The organism is Luedemannella helvata (assembly GCF_039528415.1).
In the GTDB taxonomy this organism is placed as follows: Bacteria; Actinomycetota; Actinomycetes; order Mycobacteriales; family Micromonosporaceae; genus Luedemannella; species Luedemannella helvata.
In genome coordinates this window covers 140098-155792 of sequence record NZ_BAAALS010000007.1, presented here as the reverse complement: position 1 = coordinate 155792, position 15695 = coordinate 140098, and the positions used below count along the sequence as shown (strand labels likewise).

At 70.1% G+C, this 15695-nt stretch carries 20 protein-coding genes and 1 tRNA gene; 16 read left to right on the top strand and 5 right to left on the bottom strand.

Annotation, left to right across the window (positions count from 1 at the left end; all coding sequences use genetic code 11):
• Positions 1 to 25 precede the first annotated feature (25 nt).
• The 4 genes from ABD191_RS09690 to ABD191_RS09675 all read left to right on the top strand — a co-directional run bounded on the left by ABD191_RS09690 (position 26) and on the right by ABD191_RS09675 (position 1504).
• Positions 26 to 484 carry a hypothetical protein gene (locus tag ABD191_RS09690; protein ID WP_344079093.1) on the top strand — a complete coding sequence of 153 codons (459 nt, stop codon included), beginning with the start codon at positions 26 to 28 and terminating at the stop codon, positions 482 to 484.
• A 192-nt stretch (positions 485 to 676) separates the two neighbouring features.
• Positions 677 to 799: a hypothetical protein gene (locus ABD191_RS09685; RefSeq protein WP_344079091.1), complete on the top strand. Its 123-nt coding sequence runs from the start codon at positions 677 to 679 to the stop codon at positions 797 to 799.
• Between the two features lie 118 nt (positions 800 to 917).
• Positions 918 to 1106, top strand: coding sequence for a hypothetical protein (locus tag ABD191_RS09680; RefSeq protein ID WP_344079089.1), 189 nt, complete (start codon positions 918 to 920; stop codon positions 1104 to 1106).
• Entirely contained in the window at positions 1103 to 1504 is a 402-nt protein-coding gene (locus ABD191_RS09675; RefSeq protein ID WP_344079087.1) for a hypothetical protein, read from the top strand. The genes ABD191_RS09680 and ABD191_RS09675 overlap by 4 nt, the downstream gene beginning before the upstream one ends.
• Positions 1505 to 1849: 345 nt before the next feature.
• Here the strand turns inward: ABD191_RS09675 and ABD191_RS09670 are convergent, their stop codons facing one another.
• Positions 1850 to 2776, bottom strand: coding sequence for a restriction endonuclease (locus tag ABD191_RS09670; protein ID WP_344079085.1), 927 nt, complete (start codon positions 2774 to 2776; stop codon positions 1850 to 1852).
• 391 nt (positions 2777 to 3167) lie between these two features.
• Between ABD191_RS09670 and ABD191_RS09665 the strand changes: the two genes are divergently transcribed.
• Positions 3168 to 3722 (top strand): histidine phosphatase family protein, encoded by a 555-nt coding sequence (locus ABD191_RS09665; RefSeq protein WP_344079083.1) that lies wholly within the window; start codon positions 3168 to 3170, stop codon positions 3720 to 3722.
• A 20-nt stretch (positions 3723 to 3742) separates the two neighbouring features.
• Complete coding sequence (locus ABD191_RS09660) at positions 3743 to 4132, top strand: helix-turn-helix domain-containing protein (protein ID WP_344079081.1); 390 nt, start codon at positions 3743 to 3745, stop codon at positions 4130 to 4132.
• A 190-nt stretch (positions 4133 to 4322) separates the two neighbouring features.
• Here ABD191_RS09660 and ABD191_RS09655 read toward each other — a convergent pair.
• Both ABD191_RS09655 and ABD191_RS09650 read right to left on the bottom strand, forming a co-directional pair.
• Positions 4323 to 4396: transfer RNA gene (locus tag ABD191_RS09655), tRNA-Gly, on the bottom strand.
• Positions 4397 to 4457: 61 nt separating this feature from the next.
• A complete protein-coding gene (locus ABD191_RS09650) occupies positions 4458 to 5012 on the bottom strand; it encodes a pyridoxamine 5'-phosphate oxidase family protein (protein WP_344079080.1) in 555 nt (184 codons plus the stop codon).
• Positions 5013 to 5176: 164 nt separating this feature from the next.
• Here ABD191_RS09650 and dcd point away from each other — a divergent pair, with 164 nt between their 5' ends.
• From dcd to corA, 4 genes are all read left to right on the top strand, one after another.
• Complete coding sequence (dcd, locus tag ABD191_RS09645; RefSeq protein ID WP_344079078.1) at positions 5177 to 5761, top strand: dCTP deaminase; 585 nt, start codon at positions 5177 to 5179, stop codon at positions 5759 to 5761.
• A gap of 158 nt (positions 5762 to 5919) precedes the next feature.
• Positions 5920 to 7026 (top strand): aminotransferase-like domain-containing protein, encoded by a 1107-nt coding sequence (locus tag ABD191_RS09640; RefSeq protein ID WP_344079076.1) that lies wholly within the window; start codon positions 5920 to 5922, stop codon positions 7024 to 7026.
• A 106-nt stretch (positions 7027 to 7132) separates the two neighbouring features.
• Positions 7133 to 7969 carry an alpha/beta hydrolase gene (locus ABD191_RS09635; RefSeq protein WP_344079074.1) on the top strand — a complete coding sequence of 279 codons (837 nt, stop codon included), beginning with the start codon at positions 7133 to 7135 and terminating at the stop codon, positions 7967 to 7969.
• Between the two features lie 355 nt (positions 7970 to 8324).
• Positions 8325 to 9398 carry a magnesium/cobalt transporter CorA gene (gene corA, locus ABD191_RS09630; protein ID WP_425560697.1) on the top strand — a complete coding sequence of 358 codons (1074 nt, stop codon included), beginning with the start codon at positions 8325 to 8327 and terminating at the stop codon, positions 9396 to 9398.
• 7 nt (positions 9399 to 9405) lie between these two features.
• Here corA and ABD191_RS09625 read toward each other — a convergent pair whose 3' ends face one another.
• Complete coding sequence (locus ABD191_RS09625; protein ID WP_344079072.1) at positions 9406 to 10038, bottom strand: hypothetical protein; 633 nt, start codon at positions 10036 to 10038, stop codon at positions 9406 to 9408.
• 89 nt (positions 10039 to 10127) lie between these two features.
• On the opposite strand from ABD191_RS09625, the gene ABD191_RS09620 reads away from it, so the two are divergent.
• Together ABD191_RS09620 and ABD191_RS09615 are read left to right on the top strand one after the other, a co-directional pair.
• Entirely contained in the window at positions 10128 to 10712 is a 585-nt protein-coding gene (locus tag ABD191_RS09620) for a peptidylprolyl isomerase (RefSeq protein ID WP_425560691.1), read from the top strand.
• Between the two features lie 43 nt (positions 10713 to 10755).
• Entirely contained in the window at positions 10756 to 11685 is a 930-nt protein-coding gene (locus ABD191_RS09615; protein WP_344079069.1) for a rhomboid family intramembrane serine protease, read from the top strand.
• Here the strand turns inward: ABD191_RS09615 and ABD191_RS09610 are convergent.
• Positions 11675 to 12136: a PH domain-containing protein gene (locus ABD191_RS09610; protein ID WP_344079067.1), complete on the bottom strand. Its 462-nt coding sequence runs from the start codon at positions 12134 to 12136 to the stop codon at positions 11675 to 11677. The genes ABD191_RS09615 and ABD191_RS09610 overlap by 11 nt on opposite strands.
• A 68-nt stretch (positions 12137 to 12204) precedes the next feature.
• Between ABD191_RS09610 and ABD191_RS09605 the strand changes: the two genes are divergently transcribed.
• The 4 genes from ABD191_RS09605 to ABD191_RS09590 all read left to right on the top strand — a co-directional run bounded on the left by ABD191_RS09605 (position 12205) and on the right by ABD191_RS09590 (position 15630).
• Positions 12205 to 12705 (top strand): hypothetical protein, encoded by a 501-nt coding sequence (locus ABD191_RS09605; RefSeq protein WP_344079065.1) that lies wholly within the window; start codon positions 12205 to 12207, stop codon positions 12703 to 12705.
• A gap of 51 nt (positions 12706 to 12756) precedes the next feature.
• On the top strand, positions 12757 to 13443 hold the full coding sequence (locus ABD191_RS09600) for a response regulator transcription factor (protein ID WP_344079064.1): 687 nt from the start codon (positions 12757 to 12759) through the stop codon (positions 13441 to 13443).
• A gap of 19 nt (positions 13444 to 13462) precedes the next feature.
• Positions 13463 to 14926, top strand: a complete 1464-nt coding sequence (locus tag ABD191_RS09595) for a sensor histidine kinase (RefSeq protein ID WP_344079062.1) — start codon at positions 13463 to 13465, stop codon at positions 14924 to 14926.
• Between the two features lie 71 nt (positions 14927 to 14997).
• On the top strand, positions 14998 to 15630 hold the full coding sequence (locus ABD191_RS09590; protein WP_344079060.1) for a hypothetical protein: 633 nt from the start codon (positions 14998 to 15000) through the stop codon (positions 15628 to 15630).
• Positions 15631 to 15695: the final 65 nt, after the last annotated feature.

Here is a 15695-nt window from a genome sequence, read left to right as displayed (position 1 = left end):
AATTAGCCACGTTGAAGGGCGTCGGATGACGGCTAACGATCAGCCCGCTGTGGTGCCCGCACCGGTTGTTGACGAGGTGCTCGACGCGGTGCCGGCCCGGCCGCCGCGTACCAGGCCAGTGCGGTTCGTCCTCGCCCTGCTCCCGTTCGCGGTGTACGTCGCTCCGCTGTGGGTCGCCAGCGACCTGGCGTCGCAGAGGCCCGGCTCCTCCGCGTCGAACTGGGCGCTGGGCGCCCTTCGGCTGCTTCGGCCGGTGGTGATGCTGTGGTTCACCGCGCCGCTGGTGTCGTACCGTCGCCGCGACGCCCTGTGCGGGCTCATTCCGTTCTACTCCCTGTGGTTTGGCGCTCGGATCGCCTGGCGCCTGGCCTATCTGCCGTACCGCGACTGGCTGCCCCGGCCGGACGAGCATCCCCACTGGCGCCTTGTCGAACATCCCGCCCGCCCCGGCCAACTGGCCCACCTTGACGACCGGCGCCAGTAGATCCTCGGACCGCTTGGTCGGGGCAACTGCAGAGTCGGGAGGTCCACACGGAAGCGACACGGAGCAGCGGAAGAAAGAATCCCTGGTCATGACCAGGGCTTCTGTTGTTGGCCACCGTCAAAAACCATCCACGGGCGTGTATCGCACTCGTTATGCCCCTGCCGCCGGACAGCCTCTGTCGGCTGTCGCTGGATGTCCTCAAGCCTCCTTGAGCAGTGGGTGAGCAACGGCGAGCCGGCGACCCGCGCCGCGACCGCCCACAACAGTCGTGACCTGCACAAGCCGCCGCGAGGTCGCGGGTCGCGGCTGATCTGAGCGCACGGCAAAGGCTTCCCAGCGGCGCTCTGTGCCACCCACCGCTGCCGCAACCCCGGGCCCCATCGCTCGCTCGTGCGGTCCTCCCGCCATGTGCGCGGTGCCGTATCCTCGACTCATGAGCCAGCCCTCACCTGATCTCCGCGAGGACACCTCAGCGATGCTGGCTGCCGTAGGCATTCATGTCACCGAGGAAGGCAAGGCCCGCGCCCGCGCCAAGCTTGCCGCCGCCGATGCTGAGCGCACGCCGGAGCGCCGCGCGGCATGGCGTGCCCAGCTGGGGCTTCCGCCGGTCACCGCCGCGTGAGCGGCGACGAGGAACGTCAACGCCCGATCCGGATAGTCCTCGACACCTCCGCGATCATCGAGTTCACTCGCCAGTCCATCCACGTCGGTGAGCTGATCGCTGAAGTGGACGACGAGCAGTGCGCCATCGCGATCTCCGTTCTCAGCCTGGCCGAAGCGCTGCACTCCGTTGCCGACCGCGACCGCCTTGACCTGCTGGTCGACCACGCCACCGTCGTGCTCTCCGCCGACGCCGCAGACTGGCGGGCGCTGGCCGCGACCTACGACATCGTGGGCCGCCTCGACACCGCCGCGGCTGCGCTCGCCGCGATCGACCACGACTGCGCGGTGCTGACCCGCCGGCCCAGCCTGTACGCCGGCCTCGCCGGCGGCGGCCCCGTCATCCCGATCGAGGACTAGCCGCGACGACGGCTGCGATCAAGGCCCGCCGGGCCGCACGGCCGAAGGCCGGCACCGCCTACCGGTAGGGCTGCCCCTACGCCCACCCTCTGCCGTTCTGGCCAGCCCCGACATCCCCGGTAGGAATAGGGATAACGGCCCTGCGAGCGGGAAACCGCAACCAAGACCATCGATCACGCCGGACCATCACCCACAGAGTTCCGGGCAGTGCCGGATTCGAGCCCTGCATCTCCGACTACAGGCAGTACGGTTGCTGGCGGGTCGGGCACGCTTCAAGGACGGCCGTCTCGAGTCCTCGAGGATCGGTGTGGTCTCGTTGGTTGCTGTACTGGCCCGGCCACAACGCTAGGTCTCCGGGAAGAAGTTTTCGTCGATCTGCTTGAGTGTGTACGTCTCCTCGGTTACCACGCCGCAACCGTGCTTGATCATGAGCGTCGCGAGCTCTGGTCCATCGATCAAGATGAGTCTAGCGTTGACGCGCTCTGCGTAGTCCCTTGCATCGGCGCTGAACCGACTCGTGGCGATGAAGATGCCCCGGCTGGCTTGCGCGCCGCTCAGTGCGCCGACGAAGGCCTGGATGTCAGGTCGTCCAACGGTCCGATCGGTATAGCGCTTGGCTTGGACGTACACGACGTCTAGGCCAAGCAGGTCGAGTCTCACCAAGCCGTCGAGTCCAGCATCGCCCGGTCCGCCAAGATGTTCGGTGACCCGCTCAAGCCCTCCATAGCCCATCGCTACAAGCAGGCGTAGCACCAAGCGCTCAAGGAACTCCGGTGGCTGGCTCAGCACTCTGGCAAGGAGTTCCGCGGCGACAGCCGAGTGTGCCGTCTCGATCACTTCCTCGATCGCTTCACGCGGGGTCAACGTACTCGCGGCTGCCTCTAACCCCTGATCAACCGCCGACGTCAGCGTTGTACGCCGCTCGCGGGTTCGATTCCGAAACTCGACGTACTCGGCAAAGCCGCTCAGCACCCGCATGTCGACGCGCTGCGGATGTGTCTGCATCGCCTGTCGGCCCCGGTCGGTGATCTGGGTGATACCCCTGCCCGGCCGCGTCAGCATCGCCGCTTGGGCTAGATGCGTCACCGCCCACCCGACCTTGTTCGAGTACGCGGGCGACCCGCCGCTTGGAAGCATCACCTTACGGTCCTCGGTGGAAACCCCGACAAGTTGAGCCACTGCGTCTCTCACCTCGGACGCCGAATGCGGTCGCCCGTCAGCATGGACTTCAAGAACCGGTCGCATTAGTGACTGAAAGTCAGGAATCGCCACAGTTGTCCTCCGGAGCGCCAGCCGAACTCACGAACCGTAATCGATCCGACGGTTCCTCGCTCATCTCCAGGTTTTCACCTCCGGAGGGAGTAAGCATGTCCAAGGCCAGGCGCCAGACGGCCGCGCGTGCTGCCGTTGCGGGCCGCACTTGAGGCGTATAGGAAGTCTTCGCAGCATGGACTACGACACTGGTCCTCCGTTTATCCGCTATCCGTTGTTTCTTGAGTTCGATGCAACCGCCGCCGACTGTCTCGCGGCCAACTACTGCTCTGACCGCATAGGTTCGCCGGGTGCTGTGTGCGCGCTGTAAGGGTTGTGGCCATAACGAGTGTGGCTTCGATCGCGGGTATTTCAGTGGCCAGTTGTCGCGTCGAACCGCCATCCTGCCAGCGTGACCGTGTTTTATCTGGTGCAGCACGCTGAGAAGGAACGCCAGCCCGGTGACCCGGGGCTGACCGAACTGGGACGACGGCAGGCAGCCAGGACTGCCGGCTGGGTGCAGCAGGTGGGTGTGCACGCGATCGTCTGCAGCCCTTTGCGTCGCGCTCGCGAGACCGCGTGGTCCATAGCTTCCGAGACCGGCCTGCGCGTTCGAGAGGACGCCCGTCTGCGCGAGAGGATGAACTGGGACGGATCACAGCGTATGGAAGACTTCCTAGCGGACTGGGCCGCCACGGTGAAGGACCGGAACTTCGTTCCTGCTTGCGGTGACTCCTCCCACGATGCCGCAGAGAGATTTCGCGCCTGCCTGGTCGAGCTCACCAAGGAGCCGGGCCCTGTCGCCCTGATAACGCATGGCGGGGTCACCGTCGATCTGCTGCGTACCTTGATCGGCGACGGTGCGGTGCCGGTCGAGTTGATACAGCACGGCGTCCCGTCCTGCGCGATCACTACGCTAGACGGCCTGTCCATCGTGGACATCGCCTCGGTTGCTCACCTTGAGTGACCAGTTGCCCGTTGTCCCTGGTGACGCAGACTCTGCTGCGGCGGATCACCCGCACTGCCAGGGATCCGGTGAAGCTGCGGCGGGCGATTGTGGTGCTGATGTCCGCGCAGGGTCAACCCGCGGTCGATATCGCTCACCTGCTCAAGGTCTGCGATGACTACGTGCGTGACGTGATCCACGCGTTCAATGAGCGGGGGTTTGGCGCTTTGGACCCAAAAGGGAGCGGGCGTCCACCCAAGAAGGTCGATGAGCCGACCCGGACGAAGATCCGGGCCATCGCCTGGTGTGACCCCCGTTTCCTGTGCCAACCGTTCTCGGTCTGGTCGCTGACGAAGCTCCGTGCCTACCTGCTGCACACCAACGTGGTGGCGGGCGATCAGTACCGAGACGCTGCGCCGGATCCTGCGTGAGGGCGGTGTCACCTGGCAGTCGACCAAAACCTGGAAGGCATCCACCGACCCCGACTTCACCAGCAAGCTCGCCGCGGTCCTGGATCTCTACGACCGGCCCGGCTGGGGCCAATGGCACACGGAGGCTCGCGAGTGGCGGACAAATCGAAGACCCTGGCTGCGGCTTGCGCCGTGACCAGGGTCTTCGGTGTGGAGCGGGTGACGAGAATCGAACTCGCACTGTCAGCTTGGGAAGCTGATGTTCTGCCATTGAACTACACCCGCGGGCGGCACCACTCTACCCGAGGTGGGCGCGAAGGTGCACGCCGGTTCGTGACGCGTCGGATCAGGCCAACCGGACGAGGGGTGGGGCGGCCGTGACGAGGGTGGGCGGGATGGTGACCGTCAGGGCGTCTGGCGGTTCTTGGTGAACCGCGGACGGTTCGCGGCCCGTGCCGGGGGCGTGCCAGACGGTGTGCGAGGGGGTGTGGGCGGAGCCGAGGTGGCGGGTCACCATGGCCACTTCGATGTCCAGCTCGAAGAGGCGCCAGTCGACCCCGATCGCGGCGCGCGACGCGGCGGCCACGCGGTGACGGCGGACCGGGTCGGTGACGGGGTGAGCGCGGCCGGACAGGTAACCCTCCGTGTCGTCGTCTTCGGGCGGGTAGGTGTGCAGGGCATAGCGGCCATCCCGTTCGAGGTCGCGTCGCTTGGGGGAGTTGAGCAGGAAGCAGAAGAGGCCGCCGTCGGCGACGACCGGGGCGACCGGGTGCACGCGAGGGCCGCCGTCGGGGCGCACGGTCGCGAGGTAGCCGAGCCCTGGCCCGTACTGATGGATCAGGTTTTTTATGTCGGTGGCCAGCCACGGGGCGGCAGCGGCGAACGCGGACCAGAAGACCATGGGGCAACTCTATAGAACATGTGTTCTAGATCGGAAGCGCGACACGCGGTGACGCAGCGCGACACGCCGAGGGACTTTTTAGGACAAAGATCGCGCGGTCCACATGGCGGACACGCCGCAGGTCAGCGGGTCCCACGGCTTGACGGTCGCCGTACTCTCCAGGGGTGCTGCTCTCCGACCGCGACCTCGTCACCGAGCTCAAGAATGGCCAGCTCCAGCTGTCGCCCTACGAGTCGGAGCTGATCCAGCCGTCCAGCATCGACGTGCGGCTCGACCGGTGGTTCCGGATCTTCAACAACCACCTCTACACGCACATCGACCCGGCTCAGCAGCAGGACGACCTGACCACGATGGTCGAGGTGCCGGACGGGCAACCGTTCGTGCTGCACCCGGGCGAGTTCGTGCTCGCCTCCACGCTGGAGGTCGTCACCCTCGGTGACGCCCTGGCCGCGCGGATCGAGGGCAAGTCGAGCCTCGGCCGGCTGGGCCTGCTGACCCACTCGACGGCCGGCTTCATCGACCCCGGGTTCTCGGGCCACGTGACGCTGGAGCTGTCCAACGTCGCGACCCTGCCGATGACGCTCTGGCCCGGCATGAAGATCGGCCAGCTGTGCGTGTTCCGGCTGTCCTCGCCCGCCGAACACCCCTACGGCTCGGCCGTCTACGGCTCGCGGTACCAGGACCAGCGCGGCCCGACCCCCAGTCGGGCCTGGCAGAACTGGCAGACCTGGCCGACGGCCGAAAAATAAGTCCTCGCTTTCGCGGACCCGTTCGGGGGACGTTGTCGCGCCCCGGACGTGGCCCGTCAGAAGATCGTCGCCGCGCCGGCGCCGAAGGCCGCAAACACATGTCACACCAGGGGAAACCGCGTCGGGGCCCGCGCGGGTGAGCCGATACCCTATAGCTCATGACCGCAGCTCAGCTGATCTCCTTCGCCCGTGGCGCCCCGTCCCTCGACATCATCGACATCGCCGGCCTGAAGGCCGCCGCCGGCCGGGCGTTCGACGCCGACCCGGCGGGCGTGACCGCGTACGGTCCGGCGACCGGCTACGCCCCGCTGCGGACGTGGATCGCCGAGCGTTACGGCGTCAACGAGGACCAGGTGCTCGTCACGAACGGGTCGTTGCAGGCCGACGCGTTCCTGTTCAACCACCTCGTCAGCCCGGGCGACGACGTGATCGTGGAGAGCCCGACCTACGACCGCACGCTGCTGAGCCTGAAGGCCATGGGCGCCAAGGTGCACCAGGTCACGGTCGACGAGAACGGCATCGACACGGACGAGCTGCGCGGACTGCTGGAGTCGGGGCTGCGCCCGAAGCTCGCGCACATCATCCCGAACTACCAGAACCCCGCCGGGGTCACCCTCACGGTGGAGCGGCGGGCCGCGCTCATCACCCTCGCCCGGGAGTACGGGTTCACGATCTTCGAGGACGACCCGTACGCGGAGGTCCGGTTCCGCGGGGAGCCGCTGCCGACGCTGCTGGCCCTCGACGCGGCCGGCGACGGCGAGCCCGTGGTCGTGCACGCGTCGTCGTTCACGAAGACGGTCTGCCCGGGGGTGCGGGTCGGCTACCTGATCGGCGCGCCGAAGCTGATCGCCGCGATCGCGAAGACGGCACTGAACCTCTACATCTCGCCGAACATGCTCGCCGAGGCGACCGTGTACCAGTTCTGCGTGGCCGGCGACCTGGAGAAGTCCATCCACGGGGTGCGCGCGGCGCTGTCCGAGCGGGCCGCCAAGCTCGCCGAGGCGCTGCGTACGCACCTGCCGGAGGCCACGTTCACGGAGCCTGACGGTGGCTACTTCCTCTGGGTCGAGCTGGGCGAGGACGTCGACGCGGACGCGGTGTTCGCGGCGGCCGCCGAGCGCGGCTGCGCCGTGGTGAAGGGCAGCGACTTCTACCTCGACGGCGGCAGGCACGCGCTGCGGCTGGCCTACTCGGCGGTGACCGTCGACCAGATCGACGAGGGCGTGCGCCGGCTCGCCGAGGCGGTCGCGGCCGTCCGCGGCTGACCGAAGCGGCTCATCGAAGCGGCTGGGTGACATTGTCCGACGCGGCCCGGAACCCCCGGGCCGCGTCGCGACTCGTGGCAGCATGACGGTCCTCAACCGAGCGCGCATGCGTCTGACCGGCGGTGCGGCGCTCGTGTGCGCGCTGCTGGCCGGGTGCGGATCACACGCTGAACCACCGAAACCCACTCCCACGAAGACGTTCTCCTTCGCCCGGTCGGCCCCTGAGCCGCACGTGCGGTGCCTCAAGTTCCCGGAGTCCGCCCGCAAAATCGTCATTCCGAGTACGGACGGCATCGAGTTGGCCGGCGTGGAGGCGGGCACGGGGCCGCGCGGGCTCGTCCTGCTGCACCAGAGCGGCGCCGACCTGTGCGGCTGGACGCCGTACGTGGCCGATCTCATCGCGGCCGGGCTGCACATCGTGGCCATCGATTTCCGGTGCTCGGGGCTCAGCGACTGCGATCCCAGCCTCAGCGGCGACCCGTTCTACATGTCGTTGGACCGGGCCGCCGATGCCGCGGCTGCCGTGGCGTACCTGCGCGGGGCGGGGGCGACCTCCGTGGGCGTCATGGGCGCCTCGCTGGGCGCGGCCGTCGCCGTGGTGACCGCGGGCCGGTTCCCCGACCAGGTCGACGCGGTGGTCGCGCTGTCGATGTTCAACGCGAGCTTCAACGCTTCCGGCCCGACCGCGACCGACGTGCGCACGCCGTCCGACGCGGCGCCGCGGGTACGGGTGCCGATGCTGCTCGCGGGGGCGGAACTGGACCCGGACGTCCTGCCGCCGGCCGAGGCGAAACTGTTCATCGCCCAGTCGCCGGCGCGAGCGAAATCCAAGGTCGTCTTTCGGCCGGACAGCGGCGCGCACGGGTGGAGCATGCTGGGCACGCTGGCGGATACCGTCCAGCCCGAGGTGCTCGACTTCCTGGCCGCCAACCTGAAGGCCTGACATCGGCCGACATCGCATTGTCACAACTTCGACACAAGAGGCGCCGTATGTCGCGGCGCCTCTTCCCTTTCCGTGTCCTGGGTGAACAGAATTCGCCTTAGCGACGCGGATCACTTCTGGTCACGCGCTCGCGAAGGCTTTGAACCCGCCCCCAAGGGGCACCGGGTGAGCCGGCCGCACCACCCCCACCCCCGCCGCGGCCGGCTCACCCGGTGCAACATTCGGCGGCTACCCTGCCGTGCGGGGCCGGTCCGCGTCCCCCTTTCCGCGCGAGCGATGTAGGGAGGCGACGGTGGCCGACGCCGAGCAGACACACGGACCGGCGATCAACCTTGGCCGGGCGCTGTCGGCGCCCATGCGCGCCGTGACCCGGATGTTCGGCCAGCCGGCCGCGTCGAGAACCGAGCCGAAGACACCCGCACCGGGGCGCAGCGCGATCGTGGACTGCGCGCTCTACGTGCGCGGCAAGCGGCAGCCGGGCCAGTGGGGCTACCGGGAGGCGCTCGCGGCCGCCCGCAAGCGCTCCGACGCCTTCGTCTGGCTGGGCCTGCACGACCCGCAGGTCGCCGAACTGGAGGACATAGGCGAGGTCTTCGAGCTCGACCAGTTCGCCGTCGAGGACATCCTGCACCGCGCCCACCAGCGGCCCAAGATCGAACAGTACGGGGACATGACGTTCGCCGTGCTGCGCACCGCCCGGTACATGGAGCACGAGAAGCTGACCGAGGCGACCGAGGTCGTCGAGACCGGCCACATGATGCTGTTCGTGGGCGAGCACTTCGTCATCACCGTGCGGCTCGGCGAGGCGGCCCGGCTCGCGCCCGTCCGCGCGGAGCTGGAGGCCCGCCCCGACCTGCTGGCGCTGGGCCCCTGGGCGGTCGTGTACGCGATCGCGGACTGCGTCGTGGACGCCTACCTGGACGTGGCGACCATGGTCGAGGCGGACATCGACGAGGTCGAGACGAGCGTGTTCGACCGGGACGCGCACGAGCGCATCGCCCGCGTCTACCACCTCAAGCGGGAGATGGTGGAGTTCAAGCGGGCCGTCCTGCCGCTGCAACGCCCGCTCGCCTGGCTCGTCGAGGGCCGCCTGGGCGAGGTGTCCCCCGAGATCCGCCGGTACTTCCGTGACGTCAACGATCACCTGCTCAAGGTTGTTGAGCAGGTGACGTCGTTCGATGACCTGCTCAACTCGATCCTGCAGGCGCGCCTGGCCCAGGTGACCGTCGACCAGAACAACGACATGCGCAAGATCGCGGCTTGGGCCGCCATCGCGGCCTCGCAGACCGCCATCGCCGGCATCTACGGCATGAACTTCGACCACATGCCGGAGACGACCTGGAAGTTCGGCTATCCGGGCGTGCTCGCGGTCATGTTCGGCCTGGCGTTATGGCTGTACCGGATGTTCCGCCGCTCCGGCTGGCTCTAGGGCGTACTCAGGGGTTCTGTTCCTGGTTGCCGGCCCGGGCCACGAGGTCGTCGGCGGTCGGGTTGTCGTCCGCGAAGGCCTTGAAGGGCGATTCCCCGTGGGGCCTGTCCTCGGCCTCGCCGCTCTTGCCGCGCAGGGAGTCGGCGAGCCGGCCCGCACGGTCGGAGACGTTGCCGGCCACGGACGCGGCGCCCTCCGTCATCTTCTTCGTGGCGGTCGACACCTTGCTGCGGACCTCGACGGTCTCGTCCTCGAACGAGCCGCTCGGCTCGAACTCGTCCCACTCCTGAGCCGCCCGCCGGCGGCGCATGACGAGCGCGCCCAGCGCGCCGAGCGCGACCCCGGCGGTGAGCAGGACGAGGAGTGCGGGCAGGGCGTTGCGCTCCTTCTTGGGCTCCGGGGTGCTGCGCGCGTGTCTCACCCCTGATTTCATCGTTGCGTACAGGGGGACGATGACGGCAACGCCCTGTTTCATGCGCCGCGACGCCATATGCCGGGTCTTGTCGTACGCGGGGGTGAGCATCTCGGCCGCACCGCCGGGTGCGTGGGACGCGGCCGCCTTGAAGTGATCGTAGGACTCCGCGATCTCGTCGCGGAACATGTCGCTGTGCGACTTGACCGTGGCCTTTCGCTTGAACACGTTTCCCACCTCCCGAAGGGGCGCCGCGCGCCCTGTGCGTTCATCCCATCCTGAACCTTTGGACACCCCGCCACTACCAGAATGGGCGAATGGCAGGATCATCGGGAGAAGTCGAACTACAAGGAGTAACTGTGGGCGAGGCGATCTTCGCGACCCTGTACACCTCTGCGGGGCCGATCCGGCTGGAACTTTTCCCAAACCACGCCCCCAAGACGGTGGCGAATTTCGTGGGTCTGGCCGAGGGCACCCAGCCGTACACGGACCCGCGCACGGGCGCGCCGGGGACGGGGCCGTACTACGACGGCACGACCTTTCACCGGGTGATCCCGGGCTTCATGATCCAGGGCGGTGACCCGACCGGCACCGGCCGGGGTGGCCCGGGTTACAACTTCAACGACGAGACCCACCCCGAGCTGCACTTCAACCGGCCGTACCTGCTGGCCATGGCGAACGCGGGCAAGCGGCCCGACGGCAGCGGCACGAACGGGTCCCAGTTCTTCATCACGGTCGAGCCGACCAACTGGCTCAACTTCAAGCACACGATCTTCGGCGAGGTCACCGACGAGGCGTCCAAGGCCGTCGTCGACGCCATCGTCCGCACGCCGACGGGCCCCGGCGACAAGCCGGTGCACGACGTGGTGATCGAGCGCGTGGAGATCGAGCGCAAGCAGTAGTGCTCTCGGAGGATCGTGGGCGGGGCCGGCTACTCTTGCGGCCATGACGCAGGTCCCGCCCCCGGTCACCGCCCCGGTCTGTTACCGACACCCGAGCCGGGAGACCTACGTCCGGTGCGTGCGCTGTGACCGGCCCATCTGCCCGGACTGCATGAACGAGGCGTCGGTCGGCTTCCAGTGCCCCGAGTGCGTGTCGGAGGGCCGGCGCACCCAGCGCCCGGCGCGTACCGCGTTCGGCGGCGGCATCGCGGGTGAGCAGGGTTACGTCACCAAGGGCCTCATCGCGGCCAACGTGGTCATGGCGCTCCTGTCGGCCCTCAGCGCCGGGGACCTGCGGCAGTTCCTGGGCAACGGCCTGTTCGGCGGCATCACCCCCCTGCTGGAGTGGGGCGGGGTATGGGGCCTGGGCGTCCTGCAGAACCAGGCCACCGGCGCCATCGTGGGCACCACCCCGGCCGGCGTCGCGGACGGCGAGTTCTACCGGCTGTTCACGGCCATGTTCCTGCACTACGGCGTGGTGCACCTGCTGCTGAACATGTGGGCCCTGTGGATCTTCGGGCGGGCGCTGGAGGCCGCGCTGGGTCCCGCCCGGTTCCTCGCGCTCTACCTGCTCGCCGGGCTCGGCGGCAACGTCGCGGCGTACCTGTTCCAGCCCGAGGCCCTCACGGCGGGCGCCTCGACCGCCGTCTACGGCCTGTTCGGGGCCCTTTTCGTGGTCCTCAAGCGGCTGCGCCGGGACACGTCCTCGCTCATCCCGATCATCGTGATCAACGTGGTCTTCACGTTCGCGGCGGCCGGCCGGGTCTCCATCGCGGGCCACCTCGGCGGGCTGGCGATCGGCACGCTGGTGGCCCTCGGCCTGGCGTACGCGCCCCGGGAGAGACGCAATGCGCTACAGCTCGCGTCGATCGGCGCCACGCTGCTGATCCTCGGCGGGCTCACGATCGTGCAGACAATCGCGCTCAACTCCTGAGCCGGTCGAGCACCCCGGCCACCTCGGCCGGCGGCGCGCCCAGGTCGCGGGCGCTGAACAGGTAGAGCGCCTCGCCGGCGTCGATCTCCAGCGTCTGGGTCTCGCGCCCCCAGCGGACGCGCTCGTCCACGCGTACCCGGTCGATGTCGCCCCACGCGAGCCGGTGGCGGCCCGCGAAGCCGGAGATGACCTCCACGCCGTGCCGGTCGGCGCGCAGCCGCACCGGGGCGATCAGGTCGCGCGCCGCGAAGGCGGCGAAGGCGAGCGCGAGCAGGCCGCAGATCAGCCAGCCCGCCGGGCGGCCGGAATACCAGCCGCCGAGCACGAGGGCGAGCGCCAGGCCCAGCATGGCCGCCGTGTGCCGGCCGGGCACCCGGTAGGCGACCTCCGTGACCGGCTCCGGTTCGCGGGGCGGCTGGGCGTCGTCCGGGTAGGGGTCGCGGATGCGCACCCGACCAGGATGGCACCGCCGGGCAGCGGCGGCGCGACGGGGCGGGCTTCCGGGTCGTTGGACCGGATATGGAAGATGAGCCCGAGATAGATGAGTTTTCCCGTACGTTCCTCCCGCTGGTCACGCAGGCCGGCGTGCCGACCCAGGTGGTCGACCGCAACCTTCCGGTGCTGCGCCGGCACGTGGCCGGCACGGACACCGCGGTCATGGTCGCCCAGTGCGTACGGCCTGAGAAGCCCGCGGCCGGGCCGCACCTGTTCGTGCTCACCCGTACCCAGCTCGTGGTGACCTACGAGTCGCGGCTGTGGCGACGCCCGCGCCTGCACCTGCGCTCCCGGATCGAGGACCTGGAGGCCGTCACCTGGCGGGCCGACCCGGCCGGCGCCTCCGTCGACGTGGCCGTGACCTGCGCCACCGGCCGGCAGCGGTTCTGGATCCGCACGCTCTACCCCCGCCAGCTGTGGCGGTTCGACGCGGCCCTGGAGAAGGTCTTCCGCGCGTCAGCGGATGCGGCTCTGCGCCGCTCGCTCTTCCCACCAAGGGGTACGCCCAGAGTGGTCCGTACCTGATCCTTACCTCGCCGGTGTCGCCCTGAGCCCGGGGCGCCGCATCATGGTGCGGTGACCGAGAAAGGGCTCGTCCTCGTGGTCGAGGACGAGCGGCCCATCGCCGACCTCGTGCGCATGTACCTGAGCCGGGAGGGCTTCGGCGTCCACGTCGAGCTCGACGGGCCCGGAGGCCTCGCGGCCGCGCCCCGCCTGCGGCCGGTCGCCTGTGTGCTCGACATCGGGCTGCCGGGCCTCGACGGCACTGAGGTGTGCCGGCGGCTGCGCGACGCCGGCGACTGGACGCCGATCATCTTCCTGACGGCGCGCGACGACGAGGTCGACCGCATCGTCGGGTTGGAGCTGGGCGCGGACGACTACGTGACCAAGCCGTTCAGCCCGCGCGAACTCGTGGCCCGGGTCAAGGCGGTGCTGCGGCGCGGGGGTGTCGACACCTCGTCCGTGCTGCGCCTGGGCCCCGTCGTGGTGGATCCGGCCCGCCGCAAGGTCGTCGTCGCCGGTTCCCCGGTGTCGCTGACCTCGACCGAGTTCGACCTGCTGGCGCGGCTCATGGGGCGACCCGGGCGGGTCTTCACGCGCGAGGAGCTGCTCGCCTCCGTGTGGGGATACGCGGCCCACGCGGGGACCCGCACGGTCGACGTGCACGTGGCGCAGGTGCGCGGCAAGCTCGGCGACGCGGCCCGGGACCTGATCCGGACGGTACGCGGAGTGGGTTACACGGCCGACGACGGCGCGGCGTGAGCGGGGCTGGGGTGACGGCGTGATCCGGCGGTTCGCGGGGCTCGCGACACTGATCACCTGCGCGGTGGCCGTCGTGTCGGTGGTGATCACGGCCCTGGTCGCGTTGCCTCTCGTCGTGCGGGCCGCCGAGTCGCAGTCGCGCGCCGCGCTGGCGGAGAAGGCACAGGTGGCGGCCGAGGCCATCGAGGGGCGCGCCACCGCCATGGCGGCCGTCCGGGAGCGGCAGCGGGCCGAGAAGATCGCCCGCACGCTGCGGGCCCAGGGCCTGGACGCGATCGTCGTGATCGACGGCAGCCCGGATCAGGCGGGGGTACCGCCGAAGGTCCTCAACGCGCTGCGCGCCGGCAAGGGGTTCAGCGGCCACGGCCGGTACAACGGCCGGGCGGTGCTCATCGAGGCGCGGGCGGTCTCGGCCGGCACCGGCATCGTGCTGCTGCGCCCCGCTTCCGAGGTGGGCGTGCGGGCCATCGCCGCCCGGCTGTGGATCGCGCTCGCCGCCGGCCTGCTCGCCGGGCTCGGCGCGGGCGTGCTGCTGGCCCGGCTGCTCGCCCGCCCCATCCGCCGGGCCGCCGGGGCGGCGCGCCGGCTGTCGGCCGGCGACCGCGGCGTACGGCTGCCGGTCACGCCGCCCGACGAGGTCGCCGACCTGGCGCACGCGCTCAACGACCTCGCCGCCGCGCTGGCCACCAGCGAGGGCCGGCAGCGGGCCTTCCTCATGTCGATCTCTCACGAGCTGCGTACCCCGCTCACCACCCTCAAGGGGTACGCGGAGGCGCTGGCCGACGGCGTGGTCGACCCGGACGCCACCCGGCGGACGGGCGAGACCATGCTCGCGGAGGCGTCCCGGCTGGACCGGCTCGTGGCCGACCTGCTCGCGCTCGCCCGGCTGGAGGCCGACGACTTCCCGCTCAGCGTCGCCCCCGTCGACGTCGCCGACCTGGTCGGCGGGGCGGCCGAGGCGTGGGCCGCCCGGTGCGCCGACGCGGGGGTGCTCCTGCGCGTGGAGTCGCCTGGGTCGATGCCGCCGGTGCCGACGGACGCCATGCGCGTACGGCAGGTGGTCGACGGGCTGCTGGAGAACGCGCTGCGCGTCGTGCCCCCCGGGGCGCCGATCGTGCTGGCCTGCGGCCTGGGCTCGGGCTCGGACTCGGGCTCGGGCTCGGGCTCGGGCTCGGATGAGCCGACCGTGCCGTTGCCGATCCTCGGCGGGCGCGCGGCGGTCGCGCCGTGGGCCGGGCGGGCGCATGTGGTGCTCGAGGTGCGCGACGGCGGGCCGGGCCTCACGGACGACGACCTGGCCGTGGCCTTCGAACGCGGCGCGCTCCACGAGCGCTACCAGGGCGTACGCAAGGTGGGCAGCGGGTTGGGGCTGGCCCTGGCCGCCCGGCTCGTGCACCGCCTCGGCGGGCAGATCTCCGTCGGCCACGCGGCCGAGGGCGGTGCCCGGTTCGTCGTCCGGTTGCCTTACGAACCTCGTACATAGGCTTCACCGCCCCCATGCGGGCGGCCGGCACAGTCGTCGACGACAACGCGGAACCGGAAGGAAGGCGCGTGATGAACAAGACCTTGGGCTTGGCGGTGCTCCTCGGCGTGCTCGGCGTGGGCCTGGCCGGCTGCGGCGCTGGCGGGGCGCCCCCTGGGGGCGGAGCGCATCCGGTCGACGCCGTCGAGGCGACCGCCGCCGCGCCGATGTCGATCGAGTCGCAGGCGCTGCTGGCGCTGGGCTTCGACCAGGCGGACGCCGACGTCGTGAACGCGGCCGTCGCGAACGCCCCGGACGCGGCCAGCCTGGAGGCGCCCGGAGCGACCGCGTCGCCGCAGGAAACGAAGGGCGACAAGGGCGACCGGCGCAGGAACGGGGCCGGCGAGCGGGCACTGATCATGCGGCTGCGCCACGCGTTCGGCAAGAAGGCTCTGCACGGCGAGGTGACGGTGCAGACGCGCAACGGCACGAGAACCCTCGTGGCGCAGCGGGGCGAGATCACGGCGCTCACGGACGCGACGCTCACTGTCAGGTCCGCCGATGGGTACACGCTGACGTGGACGTTCGCCGACAAGTACCACTTCTTCCAGCACCGGCGGCTGATCCAGCCCACGGACCTCAAGGTCGGCATGCAGGTCGGCGTGGCGGGCTTCAAGGACGGCGACACCCCCAAGGCGCGCGCGGTGATCATCCCGAAGCGGTAGGGCGCGGCCGGCTCCCCGGCAAGGTGCGTACTTCGGCGGCTACGCGGGGCATCCGTGGCCGCCGA

Coding starts and splice junctions, on each gene's coding strand:
- ABD191_RS09640 (WP_344079076.1), top strand. CDS start 5,920: ATGACCGCAGCTCAGCTGATCTCCTTCGCCCGTGGCGCCCCGTCCCTC.
- ABD191_RS09615 (WP_344079069.1), top strand. CDS start 10,756: ATGACGCAGGTCCCGCCCCCGGTCACCGCCCCGGTCTGTTACCGACAC.
- corA (WP_425560697.1), top strand. CDS start 8,325: ATGCGCGCCGTGACCCGGATGTTCGGCCAGCCGGCCGCGTCGAGAACC.
- ABD191_RS09620 (WP_425560691.1), top strand. CDS start 10,128: ATGGCAGGATCATCGGGAGAAGTCGAACTACAAGGAGTAACTGTGGGC.
- ABD191_RS09590 (WP_344079060.1), top strand. CDS start 14,998: ATGAACAAGACCTTGGGCTTGGCGGTGCTCCTCGGCGTGCTCGGCGTG.
- ABD191_RS09680 (WP_344079089.1), top strand. CDS start 918: ATGAGCCAGCCCTCACCTGATCTCCGCGAGGACACCTCAGCGATGCTG.
- ABD191_RS09685 (WP_344079091.1), top strand. CDS start 677: ATGTCCTCAAGCCTCCTTGAGCAGTGGGTGAGCAACGGCGAGCCGGCG.
- ABD191_RS09635 (WP_344079074.1), top strand. CDS start 7,133: ATGCGTCTGACCGGCGGTGCGGCGCTCGTGTGCGCGCTGCTGGCCGGG.
- ABD191_RS09605 (WP_344079065.1), top strand. CDS start 12,205: ATGGAAGATGAGCCCGAGATAGATGAGTTTTCCCGTACGTTCCTCCCG.
- ABD191_RS09650 (WP_344079080.1), bottom strand. CDS start 5,012: ATGGTCTTCTGGTCCGCGTTCGCCGCTGCCGCCCCGTGGCTGGCCACC.
- ABD191_RS09690 (WP_344079093.1), top strand. CDS start 26: ATGACGGCTAACGATCAGCCCGCTGTGGTGCCCGCACCGGTTGTTGAC.